At 59.4% G+C, this 21470-nt stretch carries 17 protein-coding genes and 2 pseudogenes; 13 read left to right on the top strand and 6 right to left on the bottom strand.

What is annotated here, in order from left to right:
* The first annotated feature begins 67 nt into the window (after positions 1 to 67).
* The 7 genes and pseudogenes from gabD (at position 68) to KL786_RS05915 (ending at position 7775) form a co-directional block, all read left to right on the top strand.
* On the top strand, positions 68 to 1519 hold the full coding sequence (gabD, locus tag KL786_RS05890; protein WP_063542906.1) for an NADP-dependent succinate-semialdehyde dehydrogenase: 1452 nt from the start codon (positions 68 to 70) through the stop codon (positions 1517 to 1519).
* Positions 1520 to 2305: 786 nt separating this feature from the next.
* A pseudogene (locus tag KL786_RS29460) lies at positions 2306 to 2617 on the top strand (endonuclease); the annotation flags it as partial.
* Positions 2599 to 3552: a branched-chain amino acid ABC transporter permease gene (locus KL786_RS05895; RefSeq protein WP_024075422.1), complete on the top strand. Its 954-nt coding sequence runs from the start codon at positions 2599 to 2601 to the stop codon at positions 3550 to 3552. The pseudogene KL786_RS29460 and the gene KL786_RS05895, both read left to right, overlap by 19 nt.
* Positions 3549 to 4307 (top strand): ABC transporter ATP-binding protein, encoded by a 759-nt coding sequence (locus tag KL786_RS05900; RefSeq protein WP_023048108.1) that lies wholly within the window; start codon positions 3549 to 3551, stop codon positions 4305 to 4307. Before KL786_RS05895 ends, KL786_RS05900 begins: the two co-directional genes overlap by 4 nt.
* Positions 4307 to 5023, top strand: a complete 717-nt coding sequence (locus tag KL786_RS05905; RefSeq protein WP_024075421.1) for an ABC transporter ATP-binding protein — start codon at positions 4307 to 4309, stop codon at positions 5021 to 5023. Before KL786_RS05900 ends, KL786_RS05905 begins: the two co-directional genes overlap by 1 nt.
* 539 nt (positions 5024 to 5562) lie before the next feature.
* A pseudogene (locus KL786_RS30060) lies at positions 5563 to 5955 on the top strand (methyl-accepting chemotaxis protein); the annotation flags it as partial.
* Between the two features lie 368 nt (positions 5956 to 6323).
* Positions 6324 to 7775, top strand: coding sequence for an aldehyde dehydrogenase (locus KL786_RS05915; RefSeq protein ID WP_023630205.1), 1452 nt, complete (start codon positions 6324 to 6326; stop codon positions 7773 to 7775).
* Between the two features lie 222 nt (positions 7776 to 7997).
* Here KL786_RS05915 and KL786_RS05920 read toward each other — a convergent pair whose 3' ends face one another.
* Both KL786_RS05920 and KL786_RS05925 read right to left on the bottom strand, forming a co-directional pair.
* A complete protein-coding gene (locus tag KL786_RS05920) occupies positions 7998 to 9074 on the bottom strand; it encodes a DUF2955 domain-containing protein (RefSeq protein WP_078451698.1) in 1077 nt (358 codons plus the stop codon).
* Complete coding sequence (locus tag KL786_RS05925) at positions 9064 to 10125, bottom strand: HlyD family secretion protein (protein WP_023663266.1); 1062 nt, start codon at positions 10123 to 10125, stop codon at positions 9064 to 9066. Before KL786_RS05925 ends, KL786_RS05920 begins: the two co-directional genes overlap by 11 nt.
* A gap of 147 nt (positions 10126 to 10272) precedes the next feature.
* On the opposite strand from KL786_RS05925, the gene KL786_RS05930 reads away from it, so the two are divergent.
* Positions 10273 to 11208, top strand: a complete 936-nt coding sequence (locus KL786_RS05930; protein ID WP_023629250.1) for a LysR family transcriptional regulator — start codon at positions 10273 to 10275, stop codon at positions 11206 to 11208.
* 156 nt (positions 11209 to 11364) lie between these two features.
* Positions 11365 to 11592 (top strand): DUF2790 domain-containing protein, encoded by a 228-nt coding sequence (locus KL786_RS05935; protein ID WP_023629249.1) that lies wholly within the window; start codon positions 11365 to 11367, stop codon positions 11590 to 11592.
* A 73-nt stretch (positions 11593 to 11665) separates the two neighbouring features.
* Here the strand turns inward: KL786_RS05935 and KL786_RS05940 are convergent, their stop codons facing one another.
* Positions 11666 to 12568 (bottom strand): LysR family transcriptional regulator, encoded by a 903-nt coding sequence (locus KL786_RS05940; RefSeq protein ID WP_023629248.1) that lies wholly within the window; start codon positions 12566 to 12568, stop codon positions 11666 to 11668.
* 115 nt (positions 12569 to 12683) lie between these two features.
* On the opposite strand from KL786_RS05940, the gene salA reads away from it, so the two are divergent.
* Together salA and KL786_RS05950 are read left to right on the top strand one after the other, a co-directional pair.
* Entirely contained in the window at positions 12684 to 13985 is a 1302-nt protein-coding gene (gene salA, locus KL786_RS05945) for a salicylate 1-monooxygenase (RefSeq protein ID WP_028688853.1), read from the top strand.
* Positions 13986 to 14058: 73 nt separating this feature from the next.
* Positions 14059 to 15405, top strand: coding sequence for an MFS transporter (locus KL786_RS05950; protein ID WP_023629719.1), 1347 nt, complete (start codon positions 14059 to 14061; stop codon positions 15403 to 15405).
* Between the two features lie 778 nt (positions 15406 to 16183).
* On the opposite strand, the gene KL786_RS05955 is transcribed toward KL786_RS05950, so the two are convergent.
* Together KL786_RS05955 and KL786_RS05960 are read right to left on the bottom strand one after the other, a co-directional pair.
* A complete protein-coding gene (locus KL786_RS05955; RefSeq protein ID WP_028688854.1) occupies positions 16184 to 17476 on the bottom strand; it encodes a tyrosine-type recombinase/integrase in 1293 nt (430 codons plus the stop codon).
* Positions 17477 to 17753: 277 nt separating this feature from the next.
* Positions 17754 to 18881: a site-specific integrase gene (locus tag KL786_RS05960; RefSeq protein WP_073663301.1), complete on the bottom strand. Its 1128-nt coding sequence runs from the start codon at positions 18879 to 18881 to the stop codon at positions 17754 to 17756.
* Positions 18882 to 19363: 482 nt separating this feature from the next.
* Between KL786_RS05960 and KL786_RS05965 the strand changes: the two genes are divergently transcribed.
* Positions 19364 to 19849: a DUF4019 domain-containing protein gene (locus KL786_RS05965; RefSeq protein WP_215516986.1), complete on the top strand. Its 486-nt coding sequence runs from the start codon at positions 19364 to 19366 to the stop codon at positions 19847 to 19849.
* A gap of 214 nt (positions 19850 to 20063) precedes the next feature.
* Positions 20064 to 20318, top strand: a complete 255-nt coding sequence (locus KL786_RS05970; RefSeq protein WP_215516987.1) for a DUF2790 domain-containing protein — start codon at positions 20064 to 20066, stop codon at positions 20316 to 20318.
* Between the two features lie 9 nt (positions 20319 to 20327).
* On the opposite strand, the gene KL786_RS05975 is transcribed toward KL786_RS05970, so the two are convergent.
* A complete protein-coding gene (locus tag KL786_RS05975; RefSeq protein WP_215516988.1) occupies positions 20328 to 21242 on the bottom strand; it encodes a site-specific integrase in 915 nt (304 codons plus the stop codon).
* Positions 21243 to 21470: the final 228 nt, after the last annotated feature.

The raw sequence follows: 21470 nt of genomic DNA on the forward strand, positions 1-21470 counted from the left end.
TCGGCTTAAATTCATAGCTTGGAAAATAGCTGAGCAGCACTGAATGCAGTCTGCGAAGGAGCACGCCATGCAACTCAAAGATACCCAATTGTTCCGCCAACAGGCTTATATCGACGGAACCTGGTTGGACGCGGACAGCGGCCAGACCATTCAGGTCACCAATCCGGCCACCAACGAAGTTATGGGTAGTGTGCCGAAGATGGGGGCAGCGGAAACCCGTCGAGCCATCGAAGCAGCAGATCATGCCCTGCCAGCCTGGCGTGCACTGACAGCTAAAGACCGCGCCAACAAACTGCGCCGCTGGTTTGAACTGATGATTGAAAACCAGGACGACCTGGGTCGTCTCATGACCATGGAGCAAGGTAAGCCACTTGCCGAAGCCAAGGGCGAAATTGCTTCTGCGGCGTCCTTCCTTGAGTGGTTCGCCGAAGAAGCCAAGCGCGTGTATGGCGACGTAATTCCCGGCCACCAACCGGACAAACGCCTGATCGTGATCAAACAGCCCATCGGCGTAACGGCAGCGATTACACCCTGGAACTTCCCGGCAGCCATGATCACCCGTAAAGCCGGCCCGGCCCTGGCCGCCGGTTGTACCATGGTGCTCAAGCCAGCGTCGCAAACGCCTTATTCGGCGCTGGCGTTGGCAGTGCTGGCCGAGCGTGCCGGGATCCCCAAAGGCGTGTTCAGTGTAATCACTGGCAGTGCTGGCGAAGTCGGCAGCGAACTGACTAGCAACCCGATCGTGCGCAAGTTGAGCTTTACTGGCTCCACCGAAATTGGTCGCCAGCTAATGGCCGAATGTGCCAAGGACATTAAAAAGGTGTCGCTAGAACTGGGCGGAAACGCGCCGTTCATCGTATTCGATGATGCCGACCTTGATAAGGCAGTGGAAGGCGCACTGATCTCCAAATACCGCAACAATGGCCAGACCTGCGTGTGCGCCAACCGCCTGTATATCCAAGACGGCGTATACGATGCCTTCGCCGAGAAGCTGAAAATCGCGGTAGCTAAGTTGCAGATTGGTAACGGTTTGGACGAAGGTATCACCACCGGCCCTCTGATCGATGCCAAGGCGGTGGCCAAGGTCCAGGAGCACATTGCCGACGCCATTAGCAAGGGTGCCAAGCTACTCGCTGGTGGTAAGCCGCACGCCCTCGGTGGCACTTTCTTCGAGCCGAGCATCCTCATTGACGTACCGAATAACGCCGCCGTAGCCAAGGAAGAAACCTTCGGTCCGCTGGCGCCGCTGTTCCGTTTTAAGGACGAGGCCGACGTGATCGCGATGTCCAATGACACCGAGTTCGGCCTGGCCTCGTACTTCTATGCCCGCGATATGGGGCGCGTGTTCCGTGTGGCCGAAGCCCTAGAATACGGTATGGTCGGCGTCAATACTGGGCTGATCTCCAATGAAGTTGCGCCTTTCGGTGGTATCAAGGCATCCGGCCTGGGTCGCGAAGGATCCAAGTACGGCATTGAGGATTACCTGGAGATCAAGTACCTCTGCCTGGGTGGTATCTAAGAGCCCGGCGAATAGGCACGTGATTCTCGCTCAGGCCCCACTTGGCGAGCATCATTAATCTTGGCCCGGTCTATAAAACCCGGGCATGCTACATCGGTTGTGGCGCAGACAAAGATTGACGCGGGCTATTTCTACGTCACCGTCTACTTCTCACGGCTGTTGCCGCGCAACCAGAGTCTGGAGGCCTGTATCCGCGTCGACAGCGCCCCCTGTTCGAGCTAGGTGCCTAACATTTCTAACGATTGAGCGTTGCGCGGAGTCCTACACCTAGGCTCTGCGCCTTTTTAATCCCGCCGCGCTAGATTAGGCGAAGTAATGCTGCCTTCACAGCCAGTCCTGCTGGTATGGATAAAGGTGATATCCATCACCTATGCCATGTTAGGGGCGACGGTGAACTCTCTCTAAGATGGTTTGGTGCGATGATTTAAGGCGCCCCAGCGACCGTTGATTGCATCCAATGTGCTCATTAGCTTTTCTGTTCGAGCTGGCTGTTCCTGTGCGAATAGATCCTGTGTGTACTCATCACGCTTACACAGGTCTAGCAGCAACACTTGGGCTTTGGCATAGCTGAAACCCTCTCGTTACAGCCTTTTGATTCCCTCCTGTGCCGCTGCAATGATCAAACGCGTGTCATCGGTCGGGTAGGGCAGTTGGCAAAGCAGGCCGTTGGCGTACTTACCATCATTGAATTCGCTCGGTCGCAATCAGGCGAGCATTCGGGGCTTGGATCACGATCCCTCCAGTCGTAATAGCCACTGGCAGAAATCTTCAAGCAGAGGCACATAAGGTCGTAAGAACTGCGTAGCTGGTGACCCCGTCTTCCGTGCCATGAAAGTTGACCTGACCAACCGCTATCCGTCAGTCGGTGAGGCGAAGCAACTTCCTTTATGGCATGGTGCCACAGTCCCTTATTACGGAACGTGTAGTACCCGCATTGATTTCGTAGGGCGAGCAGCAGTGCCGCGTGATGAAGTGAAAGGCTTGGTCGCTTGCCCGACCTTCTACACGTAGGATCGCTATGGCATGTCCATGTCCTGTCAGCAACAGCAACAGCAACAGCAACAGCAATTGCTTATGGCTTGGGATCGACAGTATCCTTCCACCTGCAGCAACTGACCCACATCATGATTCTCGCCCTGGTCGCTCTCAGCCTCGACCTGTTGGTGGGCGTGACCGGCATGGTCAGCCTGGCCCAGGCGGCCTTCTTCGGCATCGCCGGCTACAGCCTGGTGTTGTTCGCCCCGGAGTTCGAGGCGGTGAACTTCTGGCTGGCGCTGCTGCTGTGCCTGGGCGTCAGCGCCGCAGCTGCGCTGCTGATGGGCCTGCTGATCATCCGCACCTCGGGCATCTTCTTCATCATGGCGACCATCGCCTTCTCGCAGATGCTCTATTACCTGTTCCACGACTCGGCCTTCGCCGGCGGCTCGGACGGCATCTACCTGTTCCTCAAGCCCGAGGTGGCCATCGCCGGGGTGCATCTGCTCGACCTGGAGAACCCGCGCAGCCTGTTCTACCTGGTGCTCGGCTCCCTGGTGCTGGTCTATCTGCTGCTGCGCACCTTCCTGCGCGCGCCGTTCGGCCGGGTGCTGCTGGGCATCAAGCACAACGAGGAACGGGTCCGTTCCATGGGCTACAACCCGCTGTTCTACAAGCTGGCGGCCTTCGTCATTGCCGGCACCATCGCCGGCTACGCCGGCATGCTCTCGGCCACCCAATACGGTTTCGTCAGCCCCGACCAGGTCGGCTGGCAGCTCTCGGCCCACGCCCTGGTGATGGTCATCCTCGGTGGCATGGGCAGCCTGTTCGGCGCCATCTTCGGCGCCTTCGCCTTCGAGGGCCTGCACCATCTGTTCGCCGGCCTGACCCCGCACTGGGAGCTGCCCATGGGGCTGGTGGTCATCGCCATGGTTCTGTTGCTGCCGCGCGGTCTCGCCGGGTTGCTGCTGCAGCTCTGCGACCGGCGCACAGCCACGGCCTGCGACGCAAGTACGGTATCCACCCCCGACGCGATGAAGAAGGAGGCCGGCGTATGACCGCCCATGTTCTAGAAACCCGCGGACTGAGCAAGGCCTTCGGCGGCCTGCGTGCGGTCAACGACATTTCCCTGAGCGTGGCGCCCTGCGAGGTACACGCGATCATCGGCCCCAACGGCGCCGGCAAGAGCACCATGGTCAATCTGCTGTCCGGCCATCTTCAGCCCAGCGCCGGGCAGATCCTCTTTCACGGCCGCGACATCACCGGCTTGGCGCCCAACCGGGTGTCGCACCTGGGCATCGGCCGCAGCTTCCAGCGCACCAACATCTTTCCCAGCTTCACCTGCCTGGAAAACTGCTGGCTGGCGGCGCAGTCGCGGCTGAAGAACTCCTTTCGTTTCTTCCGCCGCTGCGAGGCCTATGTCGAGGTACGCGAGCGCGCCGAACGGGCGCTGGAGCTTTGCGGCCTGGCCGCCCACCGCGACACCCTGGCCGATGCCCTGAGTTATGGCGAGCAACGCCAACTGGAGATCGGCATGGTACTGGCCACCGAGCCGAGCTTCCTGCTGCTCGACGAACCCATGGCCGGCATGGGCAAGGACGAATCGGCGCGGGTGGTCGAACTGCTCGCCAGACTGTCGCAGCAGTACGCCATGGTCCTGGTCGAGCACGACATGGATGCGGTGTTCAGCATCGCCCACCGTCTCACCGTGATGGTCAACGGCGAGCTGCTGGCCAGTGGCCCGCTGGACCAGGTGCGCAACGATCCGGCGGTACAGCAGGCCTATCTGGGCGACGGCGAGGAGCAATTCTGATGAGCGCACAAGCCCTGGTGCAGGCCACCGGCCTGCACACCTATTACGGCAACAGTCATGTGCTGCATGGCGTCGACCTGCAGATCCAGCCGGGCGAGACCCTGGCGCTGATGGGCCGCAACGGCATGGGCAAGAGCACCACCATTCGCTCGTTGCTCGGCCTGACGCCGGCGCGCCGCGGCGAGGTGCTGATCCGCGGCGAGCGCTGCAGCGGCCGCGCCACCCACCAGATCATCCGCCGCGGTATCGGCTATGTGCCAGAGGGCCGCGGCATGTTCCCCAACCTGAGCGTGCGCGAGAGCCTGATCATGGCCGCCCGCCCGGGCCTGGACGGGCGCCGCGACTGGAACCTGGAGCGGGTGCTGGCGACCTTCCCGCGCCTGGCCGAGCGCTTCTCCCACCTGAGCGGCAACCTTTCCGGCGGCGAGCAGCAGATGGTCGCCATCGGCCGCGCGTTGCTGACCAACCCCGAACTGATGATCCTCGACGAGGCCACCGAGGGCCTGGCGCCCTTGATCCGCAAGGAGATCTGGGACGTGATCCGCCTGATCAAGGCCAGCGGTATCGCCACTCTGGTGGTGGACAAGAACGTCAACGTGCTGCTCGACCTGACCGACCGCAGCATGATCATGGTCAAGGGACGGGTGGTGTTCGACGGGCCCAGCGTCGAGCTGAAGTGCCAGCCGCAGATCCTCCAGGAACATATTGGCCTGTGACGCCGGGGAGACTGACGATGAACGAGAAGACCGACGCCCCTGCCCGAAACTGGCAGAAGCCGCTGGCGGCGTTGCTGCAAGCGACGGCGGCGCTGGCCGCAGCCGGCCTGCTGCTGTTGGACAGCGGCCTGCACGGCCCACTGGCGGCCCTGGCGCTGGCCGGCGTCGCCCTGGCCGGCCTGCTCTACCACAGGTTGCCGCCGATCCTGGTCGAGTTGCCGCCACCAGCGCCAGCGCCAGCGCCGCCACCGGCGCCTGAGCCTGAACCGCCGGTGCTGCTGGCGGCGCCTGCTCCCGAGCCGCCTTCCGACCCTGGCCTGCCGCTACGCGCACCCCTGGCGAAGTTGCTCGAGAGCATCCTGCGCACCGAGCAGGACATGCTCTTCGCCACTGAACTGGCGCGCGCGGGCGGAGAAAAGGTGCAGTTCAGCGCCGCCAGCATCCAGGCCTGCGAGGCGGCGATCCGCGAGCTGGCCGGCTACATGGGCACCATCGATCAGGTATTCGACGAACTGTCGCAACAGTCGATGCGCATCGGCGCCATCGTCGGCAGCATCCAGGACATCGCCAAGCAGACCAACCTGCTGGCGCTCAACGCGGCCATCGAGGCGGCCCGCGCCGGTGAGCATGGCCGCGGCTTCGCCGTAGTCGCCGACGAAGTGCGTCACCTGGCCCAGCGCGCCAACGAGTCCAGCGGCGAGATCCAGCAGATCGCCGGCAGCCTGCAGAAGTCGGCGCAGGAGGCGCGGACGGGAGTCGAACACATCGGCCAGTCCACCAGCACCGGCCTGGAGAAGTCCGCCGCGGCCCTGGGCGCCATGGCAGAGATGCGTGCCGGCGCCGCGGTGCGGCTGGAGACGGTCGAGCGCATCGTTCGGCGCCTGAATGAGCAGCGCACCTTGACCCAGGACATGGTCGAGCTGCTGGGTTAGCGGGCTATCGCTGAAGTGGGCACCTTGCGACCCCATCGTTGTGACGCAGTCTTCGTCAGCCGATTCGACTGGCTGTGGAATCACGATCTGCAGCAAGACCTGAACTTGGCCTACAGCCGTTTAGGCTGGAAAGCGGCCCTGGCCGCATGACTCCGCCATTGCCGTGGACGTGATGCCTTCTCGCCTGGAGTTGGCTCGCAGGGTGGGCACAACGCCCATCTTCAATAGCCGGGTAGCAGATCCGGCTACGCGTAGTCGCGCAATCACTGACGCAGCTGCGCAGCGCAGTCCCATTCTGCGTATGCCCGGAGCTGCCGACTGAATGCGGTCGCGTCACACAATTTTCCTACTGTCTAAAAGGTCTAGAAATGAGTGCACAACTGGTAATCGACAATATCAAGCTGGACGCTACCGGAGGCAAGACGATCCAACGGCTTGACCCTGTGTCCGCCAAACTGGTCAGCACTGCGGCTGCCTGCACCCTGGAAGACGCAAAACGGCTCGCGGCCTCATCCGAGCGAGCATTCCGCAAATGGTCCAAGACCGGACCGACCGAGCGGCGTCGTCTCCTGCTCGCAGCAGCGGATGTCCTCGAGGCCAAGATGTCGGAATTCTGCCGGATCATGGCTGAGGAAATTGGCGCATCGCAGCTCTGGGCGCAGTTCAACGTAGGTGCATCGGCGAATCTGCTGCGCGAGGCTGCAGCGCTCACTACTCAAATCAAGGGTGAGACGATTCCAACCGATAAGCTTGGCGCTTTCTCGTTGACGCTTCGCCAGCCGGTGGGCACCGTGCTGAGCATTGTGCCGTGGAATGGGCCGGTGATCCTGGGGGCTCGCGCTATCGCGTATCCGCTGGCGTGCGGCAATACCGTGATCTTCAAAGGCTCGGAAAACAGTCCTCGCACTCATGCCCTTGTGGCCGATGCCTTCATTGAGGCAGGCCTGCCGGCGGGTGTGCTCAATTTCCTGATTACCGCGCCCGAAGACGCATCGGCTGTCACCGAAGCGTTGGTGGCCCACGATACCGTGCGCCGGGTCAACTTCACGGGCTCCACCAAGGTCGGCCGCATGATCGCCGAAACCTGTGCGTCCCATCTCAAGCGCTGTTTGTTGGAGTTGGGTGGCAAGGCTCCTTTCGTAGTGCTGGAGGATGCCGATATCGACGGCGCAGTGAATGCCGCAGTATTCGGCTCGTTCCTGTATCAAGGGCAAATCTGCATGTCGACCGAGCGTTTCGTGGTCGATCAGCGTGTTGCCGACGAATTCGTGAGTAAGTTTTCCGAGCGAATCGGCAAACTGGAGCTTGGCGACCCCACCGCATCTCCGACCTGCGTAGTCGGACCGGTCATCGCCCAGGGCTCGGTAAAGCGGATCAACCATCTGATCGAAGATGCGCTCGGCAAAGGGGCTGTCATCGCCGCGGGCGGTATCGCCGACAGTGCCTTGATGCAGCCCACGCTAGTCGACCGCGTGACCAAGGACATGGAAATCTACGACGAGGAAACCTTTGGTCCTATTACCACGATCGTTCGTGTCGACGGGGCAGAGGAGGCGTTGGAAGTGGCCAATGACACGGCTTATGGCCTCTCATCTGCAATTTTCAGCGCCAATGTCTCCAAAGCGCTTGAGCTGGCAAGTCGGTTGGATGCAGGTTGTGTCCACATCAACGGCGCCACCGTACAAAACGAAGCGCAGGCCCCCTATGGTGGTATGAAGCAGAGTGGATACGGCCGTTTCGATGGAAGCGCTGTGATTGACGAGTTCACAGAAATCAAGTGGGTCACTGTTGAGCCATCTGATCAGCCTTATCCCTTCTGATGTTTCGGGGCCGGCGGAGCAAGTGGATTCGCCGGTTCACGCGCGTTCGCATCATTTCTCCCAGATGATCGTAAAACGCTCGGATCCACGGCCAAGCGCGTCTTGCCGCGAAAGTGTTGCACGCGTGATAACAAATTGTAGCGGTGCGCGGTCGCCGGCTTTGTGTACGAGCAGGAAAAACGCGCGCTGATCTGACAATCGCCGTGGCCGCAGCTGTTGGCTTCAATGGCTGCTGTGGCGAGTAGTGACAAAGCGGTTGAGCAAGCGGTGCACCATGAACACGACGAACAGGGTCAACAGCACCGAGACACACACCGAACTCAGCCGGTAGAGGGTCGCAAATATGATGTCGTGGCTGGGCGTAAGCGACTGGCCGAACAGGATGGCCAGGGTGGTCAAAGCGCCGAAGCCGACGCCGGGCACCCCCTTTTCCAGCATGTGCCAGCGCGCGCAGACCATGGCGGCGATCCATAGCAGCAGGGCGACCAGCGGCAGTAGGTCGTGGTGATCATAGAGCAGCAGCATGATCAGCAGGGCAATCACGCAGCCGAGCAGGGTGCCATGCGCACGGGTACGGCCGGCGAAGCGTGAGCCGTTCCAGTGCATGGGAAACAACAGCAGGATGCTGGCGACCTGAGCCGACAGCGAGTCCTGCAGATCCAGGCACTGGAATACGCTGAACGACAGCGTCGCCACCGTTGCCCCGAGCAGTGCCTCGTGGCGCCGACTGGCGCGGTCTTTGGGCGGCGGCGTGCGTGCGGGGCGCGGCTCGCAGTCGGGAAACAGGTAGAACATCAGCACGGCGATCGCTGCGGCCAGCACGATGGCCAGGCCATTGCTCCCAAGCATGGCGATGACGTCGGTGTGCGGGTAGCTGGCGAAGTTCAGCTGGATCGACAGAAATACTGCGCCGAGGGCGCCGAACAGGAAGTTCGGGCCGCTGGCCATCAGCGCGAAACGGTAGAGAAACAGCAAGAACACCAGCGGAATCATCAGCAGCGGTCGGCCGCCGAACAGACCGTAGAGCAACGCGACCTCCAGGCTGACGACCAGTCCCTGGGTGAAGAACTGGCGCATCAGGTGGGCAGTCAGGCGCGGCACCAGGCCGAGCAGTAGCATCGGATAGACGCAGAAGAAGGCACCGTACTGCAGGTCGAACAGCTTGCACAGGACAAAGGCCAGACTGCCGCCAGTGGCGATGCGCAGACACTGGCGCAGGTCGTTCTTGCCCAGTGACAAACGGGGCGCTGTGGCCCTTTCGGCAAGTGTGTGTGCCGCCGCGGAGGGTTCAGTAGACATAGTGCAACCAACTGATCAGGCGGATCTGCAGCGTAGCGGCGAGGTTCACCAGCGGGTTGTCGAAGGGCTTCAGCTGAACCGTGGCCTTAGCCCCGGTGGGCAGCAGGAACGGCAGCTCTTCATCGAGTGCCAGGTGCACGCGTTGTCGTTGCGCGTCGCGAACCCAGCGCTCGGATTGCGCGGGCGTTGCCAGCTCGCCGTTGGCATCGATCTGGCCTTCCCGGACTCCGGCGTCGAAATGACTGACCCGGGCGCTGAACAGCTCGCCTGGACGGGCGTCGAATACGACCACGGCTGGGGTGTCGACGCCGATGTAGCGCAGGGACTTCTCGCGGAAGTCGGCGATGATGTCCAGGCGGTCCTCGACCAGAGCGGCCACCGGCGTTCCTGCCGCGACGAAGGTGCCGGGGGTGAGCTGCAGGTTGCTGAGCACGCCGCCACGTTCGGCGCGAACCTCGCTGTAGTCCCGCTGCAGGTGCGCCCGGAGCAGTGCATTGCGGGCTTGGCGTAGCCGTAGATTGGCACCGTCGGCGCCGCCGCGACGGGCCTGCAGTTCACGGACTCTGGCCTGCGCCGTACGCAGTTGGGCCTGGGCCATCAGATGCTGCGCTTCGGCCGCATCGTAGGCCTGGCGCGAGACATGCTGGCGTTCGAGCAGGCGCGACAGGCGTAGGGCCTGAGCGCCCGACTCGTTCGACTTGGCTTGGGCCGCGCTGACCTCGGCACGGGCGGCGGCCAGCAGGGCATCGAGTTCAGTGTTGTCCTGGTGTGCCTGTTCGAGCGCCAACTCGGCCCGCTGCACCTCCAGCTCGAATGGCTGCGGATCGAGGCGAAACAGTAACTGGCCAGGTTGTACGTACTGGTTATTGCTCACCGCCAGCTCACTGACCTGGCCTGCGACCCGCGGCGCGACCTTCAGTACCGGTCGGGTCAACTGCGCCTGTGGTGTCAACGGCATGCTCAGGTCGGCGGTTAGGAAGTAGATGAAGCAACAGGCTAGGGCCGAGATAGCGATTTGAACCCAGCGGGCAAATCGTTGATCGGGAGTCATGAATACCTCGGTTAAGCAAAGCGTCGGGGGACGGGCGCACGCTGGAAAGTCCGGGCCGGCCCGCGAAGGCGGCAGTATATTTCCCATGCTTTCATGCAAAAATAGCCGTCTTATGCAAAGAACACTTACTAAATAGGTAACAGTCAGATGGATGTTTTTCAGGCAATGCGGGTGTTTACTCGCGTGGTGGACGCGGGCACCTTCACGGCTGCTGCACAGACGCTGGGCTTGTCCACCGCGCAGGTGTCGCGGCAGGTGTCCGAACTCGAAAGTCATCTGCAGGCACGCCTACTGCAACGTACCACCCGCCGGCTGGGGCTGACCGAGGTAGGCAGCCGTTACCTGGAGCGCTGTCGGCATATTCTCAGCGAGCTGGAAGACGCTGGCGCCGAGGCCGGTGGTGCCTACCTGATGCCCAGGGGGCGCCTGCGGGTGCACGCGATCACCGGTTTGGGCACCCATCTACTTGCACCCTTGGCCGCCCGCTATAGCGAGCTCTACCCGGAAGTGAACCTTGAGCTGACGCTCTCCCAGCGCCACCCTGACCTGCTCGAGGAGGGGCAGGATGTGGTCATTACTCTGGCCCGGGAGTTGCCCGACTCCGAACTGGTCGCTCAACTGCTCGGCACTACCTACAGCGTGGTCTGTGCGGCGCCGAGCTACCTGGGGCAGCACGGTATTCCGATGACTCTCGACGAGCTGAGCCAGCATCGCTGCCTGCGCCTGCTCGACCCGGTTTTTGGCGACAGCTGGACCTTTACCGACAACGGCGTCGAGCGGGCGATCCGTCTGGGAGAAACATTTCAGGTCAACGTCGCCGAGGCGATGGCCCAGGCGGCAGGAGAGGGTATGGGTATTTGCGTACTGCCGGACCTGATAGCGGCCAAGGCCTTCGCACAGGGCCGACTGGTACGCCTGCTGGCCGAACATCGCCTGCACGAGCGGGGTATCTATGCGCTGTACCCGTCGCGGCGCTTTCTCGATGCCAAGGTGAGAACCTGGGTGGAGTTCCTCAAGGAGCAATTACCCCTGGTATTCCGCGGTAATCGAACCCTGGTGGAAAACCCCACCTATTGGGCGTGACCCTGGGAGCAAACCGGTGTGGCCAGGGTTGATGCCCTGTCGCTTAGCGCTCTTCGATTATTACGCTAAAGGCAAAACTACCTTGCCTGGAGTTCGCTGTTTCTTGCCGGAACCACTCCTTAAGCTGATGCTCATCGAGTCATTACGAGGTGCAGCATGAAAGCAAGATACTGGATGATCGGCGTGACACTTGTCGCTCAGTGGGCAGTCGCCGACGATGCGCAGCCATACCATTATGGCCAGGCCATGGATGTCGCCAGGGTCATTTCGATCGAGATGCCTCAGGGCTGTGAGGTGGGCGAGGCGACCATGGTCTATGAGGATTCACACGGCGAGATCCATACCCTGGTGTATCTGCGCCAGGGCGAGAGCTGCGTGTATTGAGTCCGTCGCAGGACTCGGCAGTCAGCCCGATCCCTCATGGCAGGCAATGGGCTGTCAGGCACTTCGGGCGCCGTCAGTCCGCAAATAGCTCGAACATCAGTTGCCTGAGCCAGCGGTTGGCGGAGTCTCGGTGATACTTGGCGTGCCAGAACAGGTTGATATCGATTTCCGGTAGCTGCACGGGGTGGGGCAGGGCCACCAAACCGAAGGGCTGGACGCAGCACTCGGCAAAGCGCTCGGGTACCGTGGCCAGCAGATCGGTGCGCTGGAGAATATGGCCCACAGCGACGAAGTGCGGCACTTCGAGACGGATGTCCCGCTCTATCCCCAGACGCGCCATGTGTGCGTCCACTTCGCCGTGGCCGGTGGTGGCGGCGATGACCCGCACATGACCGTGAGCGCAGAAGCGCTCCAGCGTGAGCGGCTCGCTGGTGACGGGGTGGTCCTTGCGACACATGCATACGTAACGATGATGGAACAGACGGCGAGTGAAGAAGCCTGCCTGCAGGTGTGGCAGCAGGCCTACGGCGAGGTCGACGGTGCCGCTCTGCAGCGCCTCGATCAGGGATACGGAGGTGTTGCGCACGGTACTGATGCGGCAGCCTGGTGCCAGGCGGGAGAGGGCATCCATCAGGCGCGGGGTGAAGTAGATTTCACCGATATCGGTCATCGCGATGGTGAAGGTGCGTTCGCTGGTTAGCGGGTCGAAACTGTCTTGGCGACTCAGCGCCTCGCGCAGGGTATGGATGGCCAGCGACACTGGCTCAGCAAGTTGCTGGGCGTAGGGGGTAGGCTCCATACCCTGATAGGTACGCACGAACAGGTCGTCCTGCAGGGCTGTACGCAGGCGCCTGAGGGCGTTGCTCACGGTGGGCTGGGTCAGACCCAGGCTTTCCGCGGCGGTGGAGACGCGGCGGTCGATCAGCAACTGGTTGAACACCACTAGCAGGTTCAGATCCAGGTCGCGCAGGTCCATGGTCTGCCTCATAGGTTGGTAGGAATATTCAGGTTTGAAATAGTTTGTATGCAGGCTGCGGTATTTATCAATATTTCTCGTGCGCCCATGATGACTTCACTCCAACAACAACATCATGGGTACAAACATGATCACCAAGCCTGCCCTGCGTATCGGCATCATCGGCGGCGGTATTTCCGGCGTCGCCCTGGCACTGGATCTGTGCCGCCATTCCCATCTCGACGTCCAGCTCTTCGAATCCGCACCGGCCTTCGGTGAGGTGGGAGCGGGCGTTTCCTTCGGTGCTAACGCGGTGCGAGCCATTGCCGGTCTCGGCATTGCAGAGCCTTACGCCCAGGTTGCCGATCGCACCCCCGAGCCCTGGCAGGACGTGTGGTTCGAATGGCGCCGCAGCGTCGACGCCGGTTACATTGGCGCGAGCGTGGCTCCTGGCGTGGGGCAGTCTTCGGTGCACCGGGCGGATTTCCTCGACGTGCTCGCCAGCCGACTGCCGGAGGGCATTGCCCGATTCAATAAGCGCGCCGTGGGCGTGGAGCAGCACGGCGATGAGGCCTGTGTGCGCTTTACCGACGGTAGTGAATATCGCGGTGACTTGCTGATCGCCGCCGATGGCATCAAATCGGCTATTCGTGGCCATGTCCTCGAGGGTATCGGGGCCCCGCCCGCCGTGCCGCGCTTCAGTGGTACCTGCGCCTACCGTGGCATGATCGATAGCCTGCACCTGCGCGAGGCCTACCGTGCCGCTGGCGTTGACGAGCACTTGGTGGACGTGCCGCAGATGTACCTGGGCCTGGATGGCCACATCCTTACCTTTCCGGTTAAGCGGGGGCGCATCATCAACGTGGTGGCCTTCGTATCTGACCGCAGTCAGCCCGCGCCCACCTGGCCCGAGAATTCGCCCTGGGTTCGTCAGGCCAGCCAGCGTGAGATGCTCGACGCCTTCGTCGGCTGGGGCGATGCTGCGCGAATCCTGCTGGAGTGCATTCCCTCGCCAACCTACTGGGCTCTGCACGACCTCGCCGAGCTACCTGGTTATGTCCACGGCCGTGTGGCGCTGATCGGCGATGCCGCCCACGCGATGCTGCCGCACCAGGGCGCCGGGGCAGGGCAGGGGCTCGAGGACGCCTACTTCCTCGCCCGCCTGCTGGGAGATGTTCAGGTGAGTCGCGGCAACCTCGATGAGTTGCTGGCTGCCTACGACGCCTTGCGCCGCCCGCGTGCCTGCCGCGTGCAGCGTACCTCCTGGGAAGCCGGTGAACTTTACGAACTGCGTGACCCGGCAGTGGGTGATGACAAACAGGCGCTGGGAGCTACCTTGGCTAGCCGCTTCGACTGGTTGTGGAACCACGACCTCGACGCTGACGTGCGAGATGCCCGCGCTCGACTAGGTTGGACAGCCCTGAGCCACTGCGCCTAGTTGCGCGTCGTTCTACCGGAATCGGCCTCGATGCCGGTTCCGGCTCTATAACAATGACAAGAAGAGCTATGCCATGCGTGATATCGACGTTTCCGCCCTGCTTGACGGGGCCCGCTTCAATACCTTTCACGGGCGCGTGCTGTTCTGGTGCGCGCTGATCATTATCTTCGATGGCTATGATCTGGTTATCTACGGCGTGGTGCTGCCGTCGCTGATGCAAGCCTGGAACCTCTCTGCGCTGCAGGCCGGTCTGCTAGGCAGCTGCGCATTGGTGGGCATGATGCTCGGTGCACTGTTCTTCGGCCCACTGTCGGACCGGATCGGGCGCCGCAAGACCATCATGACCTGTGTGGTCCTGTTCAGCGGTTTTACCGTGATCAACGGATTCGCGCGCACTCCCGAGGAGTTTGCCATTTGCCGCTTTTTCGCCGGGCTTGGTATCGGTGGGGTGATGCCCAATGTGGTGGCGCTGATGAACGAGTACGCGCCGAAGAAAATCCGCAGCACCCTGGTGGCGATCATGTTCAGCGGTTACTCGGTGGGGGGCATGCTCTCTGCGGGTCTGGGCATGGCGTTGATGCCCAGCTGGGGCTGGCAATCGGTGTTCTTCGTGGCGGTTGTACCGCTGCTGGTGCTGCCGTTGCTGGTGCGCCAGCTGCCGGAGTCGTTGAACTTCCTGCTGCGCCAGGGGGAGGTCGAACGCGCCAAAGAGCTGCTGGCCAGGGCAGAGCCCGACTACGTGCCCAAAATGCACGACCGGCTCAATCTGGCAAAGGGGCAGGCGGGCAAGGTGGCCATCTCCCAGTTGTTCCAGGATGGTCGCGCACTGAAAACGCTGATGCTCTGGGTGGCCTTCTTCTGCTGCCTGCTGATGGTCTACGCCCTGAGTTCCTGGCTGCCGAAGCTTATGAACGCTGCCGGCTACGGCCTCAACTCCAGCCTGGCGTTCCTGCTGGTGCTGAACTTCGGCGCCATCTTCGGGGCAATCGGCGGCGGCTGGCTGGGAGATCGCATAGGCCTGGGTCGGGTACTCCTGGCGTTCTTCGCCACCGGTGCGCTGTCGCTGAGTCTATTGGCGCTGAAGTCACCGCTGCCGGTGCTCTACCTGCTGATCGGCGTGGCCGGGGCCTGCACTATCGGTACGCAGATCCTCGCCAATGCCTGCGCCGTGCAATTTTACCCCGCGCATATCCGCTCCACTGGTCTGGGCTGGGCGATGGGAATTGGCCGTATTGGCGCCATCATCGGCCCGTTGCTGGGCGGAGCTTTGCACGCCGCGCAACTGCCGTTGCAGGCGAGCTTTCTGGCGTTCGCGCTGCCGGGGCTGGTGGGCGCCGCCGCCATTATGGGTTTTCTCTGGCACCGGCCGGGTCAGGTCTGCACGCTGATGGAGAAACCTCTGGAATCGACTGCCGGCTGATCCACTGCTATCAGGAACTGAGCACCGCACCCATGTCGGGTGTGGTGCTCTGGTTGACCGCTCGCAACCGGCATATGGAACCACCATGGTCTCGGCTGCTATAGATGCCGATCCGCTGTGCGTAGTCGGATCCTAGGCTAGGCGTTGGATCATGAGAAAGCCTTGAGACTCGAAGCGGCTGCCAACTCGATGGTTAGCAGGTGCTGAGGCGCCGGTCATCACATCCATACTTTTCAATGAACGTGACGGTTGCGCTGCACGTAGCCGTACTGACAGATCTTGAGCAGATTAGCCGGATCATAATCAGGACGCCCCGTACGATGAGACCGGGCCTTGTCGAACCCCAACGCCTGAAGATCGCAGCCTGCGAAATGGGTGGGTGAAGTCCTGCACGGGATTATCAAAGCACAGAGAGTCATCGCTGCCGGCCACCAGTTCTTCACTGCCGCGAACATCGAGAGGCTGGTACATCTCGGAGCCAAGTACAGCACGAAGGCTGCAATGATCGACGATCTTCGAGACGGTCGCTGAAGACCAGTAAGACCAAGACCTCAGCGATTTCGGACGCATCTCCCGTGATGACTTTTTCAATGACGACGGAAGCGCGACCTCCTGATTTCTTGCTGGCGCAGAAACGCGCCAGCAAGCAGATGGCATGTCCGCGAGTCGAGGTCGAGCATGCGCTGGTTGCATAACTCACCCATCACCTGAGCCAAGGAAAATTTTCTCGTTCTCAAGCTATGCGCGATGGCTAAACAAGTGTGTGTTTAATGGGCGTCTAACGTCTGATTGGAAGGCTTTTCACCGAGTGTGCCCGTTGTTCGTCCAGCGAGTTGTAGTACGTATTTTGGGTAGTGCTGAGACTATTGTGACGAAGGTCAGCCTGGAGGTCCTTCATCTCTCGATATGGTGCATCAAAGGTTGCGGAGGTGTGGCGTAACCAATGCAGTGAAGCTGAACGCAACTGGTCTATTTCGTCATCGCTCCAGCCTTCCTCAGCCATACGCCCCATAGCGCGATCAAATAGCCCTTGGAGCAGCAGGCGAATATGTCGATCAGATAGCCCACCACGCCCCTTCAGGGAACTGATCAACGGTGTTTTCTCGTGGGCAGATGGCTGGGGGGAGAGCTGTAAATGCTGGCGATAGCGTATCAGGTAGTTCTGGATGTATTCGTCGCGGATGCTGATCTTGGCGGCCTTGTTGCCTTTGCCCACCACATGAAACCACCAGTTGCCCATGCTATCGCGGCGGATGTCGCCCATGGTAGGCGTCCAGTTGTCACGCCCGACCAGATCGGAGACTCGCAGGTACATGGAGAACAGAGTCGCAACGATGAACAGAGTGCGTTCGTGTGTCGGGTCGGTCGCGGCCATCTGCTCGGCAGTCTCGATCACGTAGCTCCACTGCAGCGGAGTCAGGGAACGTGACGCCACATCCAAGGTGTTGCGTTGCTTGTAGATGGATTTCTGTTTTACCGCCCGGAAGGGGTTCACCTCGGTGAGACCCTCATCAATCGCGTGTTGGAAGAAGCTGCCGCAGACTGCGAATACCTGAGCCACCGATCCCTGGGACAAGCGGTAGGGACGGGAGGGAAGGGCGGCAACGGCCTCTTCGGCAATCTTGCGTTCGCGCTTGGCCACAGTGTGACTGAAAGGTCGCCATTGCAAATTGACGATGTAGGTGTCCGTGTCGAGCTTCTTGCGACCACCCACGCGCAGGAAGCGGGACTTTACGACCGGACCTATCCAGTCGGCGGGCGGGTTGAGGCAGAACTCCATGAAGGCCTCGGCGTCCCGGCGACGCAGTTCAACAAGGGGCTTGACAGCCACCAGTAGGGACCAGAGCAGCAGCCGCTCGACGTGGGTTCGATAGGAGTTGAACGTGGCTTCGTTGCCGGCGTAGGACTTCAGAAATCCCCGAACGGCGCGATAGCCCTCGACGGCCTGGAGCTCATCGGCACAACCATGGAGGAAGTCCCGAACCGCTGGAAGCTCGCCATTGAGGTGAAGAAAGTTGAGTTCGTGGAAGCGATCAAAGGTCTCGAAAAGCGGCTGGGGATGCTGCGACATGAAGTGGTTCAACCTGGGCGAATGCGTCTATATCGGTCTTTCAGCGTAGTATAGAGCAATATCCGGGTCTGGTGATTATCGGATATTGCTTAGATTTCTCCGATCAATCCTCGCTGTCCTTCTTAAAATCTGTAACCCCATGATCCTTACAAATAATACGTTTAATAACATGCAGTTACGATTGGAGTCGGATTTTTAAATGGGAGAAATGAGTCTGCCGGGCGTCCCGCCAGAGAAGCTTATAGGCCAGGAATTTAAGCTAGCGGGGAACGCTCTATCAACCATAATACCTTCCATAGGTATAAGCCAAGCTGAAAATGCCTAGATATTTCTGCAACTCGGCAGGGCGGAAGCTTTGCGCACGAATCTTTGCGCCGCTTTCTTTCAAAAAACGCATACTGCCACCAAGCAGGATATTCCAGTGCTCACCGCCTTTGTCTGTAGAAGTAATGCTTGCATGAGCTTTCATAAGCGCTTCTTTAACAATGCTTCGTATTTGTCGCACGGAAAGACCGGGGCGCCCGTGACTAGCCTCCAAGATAGGGATTTCTTCGTTCTGCTCTGGGAACGGGGGTAGTCCTCGGCTTTTTCGATAGCGTCTCAAGTAGGGCAGGAACTCTGGAGTGACTTCAACTTTCCTTAGCAGCCGACCTGGCGCCTCTAGTATCAACCACCATCTGGCATCGTCTAGAACAAAGCAATTCATGCATGGGCAGTAGTTATCAGCATTTGCAAGGTCTGCAGCATGCAAACACATAAGAGTCGTTGCTGCTATTATAAAAAGAGCACGCTCACCAGCAGGATCACCCAGCGCATGAAATTCTAGCGCTTGCAGAACCTGACCTAATTGCTCGGAAGTTAAATATCGTTCCACAGGGTAAGTAGCGCGCATTCCTCTTCCATAGAAAGTTCGTGATGATATAGCTGGATTTATCGCTATCACATCTTCCTCGCAGAGAAAACCATAAAATGAACTACAAACGCTACGAATGAAACGCAAGGTTTCCACTTTAGGGCTGCGCGCCCCTACATCTTTAGATGCTCGAATATTGAAAGGCCGCCATGATTCATTGAAAACCGAATTACCATCGACTTGAGCGAATCTAGCGGTTGTAGAAAATCCAACCCAATTTGAAGGTGGCATCTTGCAAAAAGTAATAAAATTCGTAAACGTCTCTTTATCTAGTGTCAGTACAGTTTTTTCGGCGACAATCCAGCTCCATAGGAGCAAACGTTCAACGAATGTTCGGTAATTATTAAAGGTTCCAAGCGGGTGACTATGATATGCAAGAAAGCGGATAGCGCATTTTAAGTCCGTTTCTACATCAAGATTAGCGGAGAGACTACTGAGGAAGGCTTCGATGCAGGGGTAGCGAGCGTAGTACAGCCCGAGATCGAGAGACATACTTTCGGGACCAGCAAGGACAGGCCGAGGGTCTATGACTTTTGACATTGACGATCCCATTGGTCTAAAAGGAAGTCACGAGTACTCTTGAAAAATAGCACAGTATTTAGTCTTCTTTTTAGGCTTTTTAAACAGGCAAAAGCCTCATCAGGATTCTCCTTTTTTAACCGTTAACGAGGGGGGGCAAGGGAAACCTTGACAGCGGAGAATGCTGCATCTCACTGATATCTTGGTATTTTTTTTAATCAGTCATTTTCTACTTTTTCATCAGGCGTCACAACCACAGCAGCGCATAGGACCTTATAGGATAATATCATATTTAACATAATATACATTATGCGTAGCATCATATATCCCTACACCAGGCGTACCCCCTGGAAAATCACGGACCATCCCCCTCGTATTTTCCCCCAGGCCAATGGCAGCTCTTCCAAGGCTCATCTTTACTCATTCCACGGATGTCGTGCCCCAGGAGGTTTTGCATGAAGCTATTTGCCATCGTGTTGCTCAGCGCCGCGTTGCTCAGTGGTTGCGATGTCAGTTTCAACAAGGGCACACCCAAGGTCACGGCGTCCGACCCTGGTACACAGCAACAGCAGCAACAGATATTCGATGCGGCCTTGGCGTTTCTGGTTTTGCTTGATGCTGGTAAAGCTGACATGAGCTGGTCCGTGGTCAGTCCGACGTTCCAGGCGAAAATCCCCGAGCCTGTCTGGGTCAATGGGCTCAAGGCCTTGCGTATTGGATTGGGCTCATTCAACAAGCGAGAACCCCTGGGCTTTGGTTTTACCGATCAGATGCCTGACGCCCCTGCGGGACACTATGCTGTCATCGAGTTTGCCTCGACGTTTGCCACGACCTCCGTCAAGGAGAAAGTGATTTTGCGTGATGATGACGAACGCTGGGGAGTCGTCGGATATTTCGTGCATAAAAGCGTTACTTTTGGTGATGACAAGAAGGCGCCCTAGCCCTTCATTTATTACCAAAGAATATAACTAAACTAAATGATTGTTTAGTTTAGTTATATTAAGTATTGCCGAGTCGCCAGTAAATCGCAGCCACCCTCTCCCTATCGATTTAGCTGATTCACGCTATCGTCACGCATGCTTTCAGCCTCTGGCCACAGGCCTCGTAACATAACAACCATAGTCAGTCGCCACCGTCGTGGCGTTGGAGGTTGTCATGCGTTACCTGATTGTTGCCTTATTAAGCGTGTTCAGCACTTTGGCCCTGGCTCAGGGAGAAAGCGCCTCAAGTCCGGCAGTCCAGGCCTACGACTACTCCCAGAACCTGGATATCGCGAAGGTTGTGCAGATCAGCACCGACCCTTCTACCGAGTGTGGTCCGGTCAAAAGCCATATGGTCTACCTCGACAGCCAGGGCGTGCGCCATGGGTTGGACTACATGCGCCTGAGTGATGCATGCCTGCAAGGCTGATTTGAAAAGTCACAGGTCAAACCGATCAATCGCCCTCCGCCGCTCGTTGTCATCACGCACATCGTAGCTGGCGGTGGTCTGGATATTGGTGTGGTGCGCCAGTTTCTGGGCGATCGACAGGTCATGTTCCTCGATTACCCGGGTGATAAACGACCGCCGGAAATCGTGGGGCATAATCTTTACTCCCACCTGTTCGCCACGCTGGCGGGCGATGTAGTAAATCGCATGTTTGGTAATACGTTCGCGGGTGATATGGCTGCCGCGACGAATGCGGTTGAACAGGAAGCTATCGTCCTGCTCTCCTTCCTTTAAGTGCTCACGGCGAAACTCCAGCCACGCCTGCAACTTGGCAAACGCCCAGGCCGGTGCGTACTTGACCAACTCTTTATTGCCCTTGCCGATCACCCGCAGACTGCGCTCTTGAAAACTCACCTGGGCCAGGTCGAGGTTGACCGACTCCGACTTGCGCATTCCTGAGCCATAGAGGATCCCGATCACTGCCGCATCCCGTAGGCCCTGCGGCCGGGGATCAGCGGCGCAGACGTCCATCAGCTCGCGGATCAAGGTGCGACGCAGGTTGCGCCCCTGGCTCAAACGCGTACCGGCGCTGGCCTTGACCGAACGCATTTTCAGCAAGTGTTCCTGGCTGATCAGGCTAATGCGCCAGGCTTCGTTCATCACCCCGCGCACGGCGTTGACGTACAGCGATGAAGTGTTGGGCGCGTACCCGTCTTCGCGCAACACGGCGACCAGTGCCATCACGTGTTCGGGCTGCAGCAGATGCCAGTCGATATCTTCCAGATTGATCTCTTCGAAACCCAGGCGGTCGGCGGCATCTTGCAGCACGTAGCGCATGGTCAATTGGCTGGAAGGCGCCAGGCGTGAGAGATAAAGGGTCAGCGGGTTGCGGGAAATCTCAGTCAAAATAGATCAGCCTTGAGATTAAATATTGATACTAAGCCTATGTTTAGTATCGATATTTAGTGGTTTGGCGAGCGTCGAGTCTAACGCAGGTCGGCGCTGCATACCAAACCAAGGCTCATCCTGCGCAGGCGCCTGCCGCCTTGCAGCATTGCAAAATGCGGATTGAAAACCCGATTAATTCGCAGTGATCGCGCACTAAAACACTTACGGATAAGGATTACAGCGCAA

Origin of the sequence: Pseudomonas sp. TAE6080 (assembly GCF_018732265.1) — a bacterium.
Classification (GTDB): Bacteria; Pseudomonadota; Gammaproteobacteria; order Pseudomonadales; family Pseudomonadaceae; genus Aquipseudomonas; species Aquipseudomonas brenneri.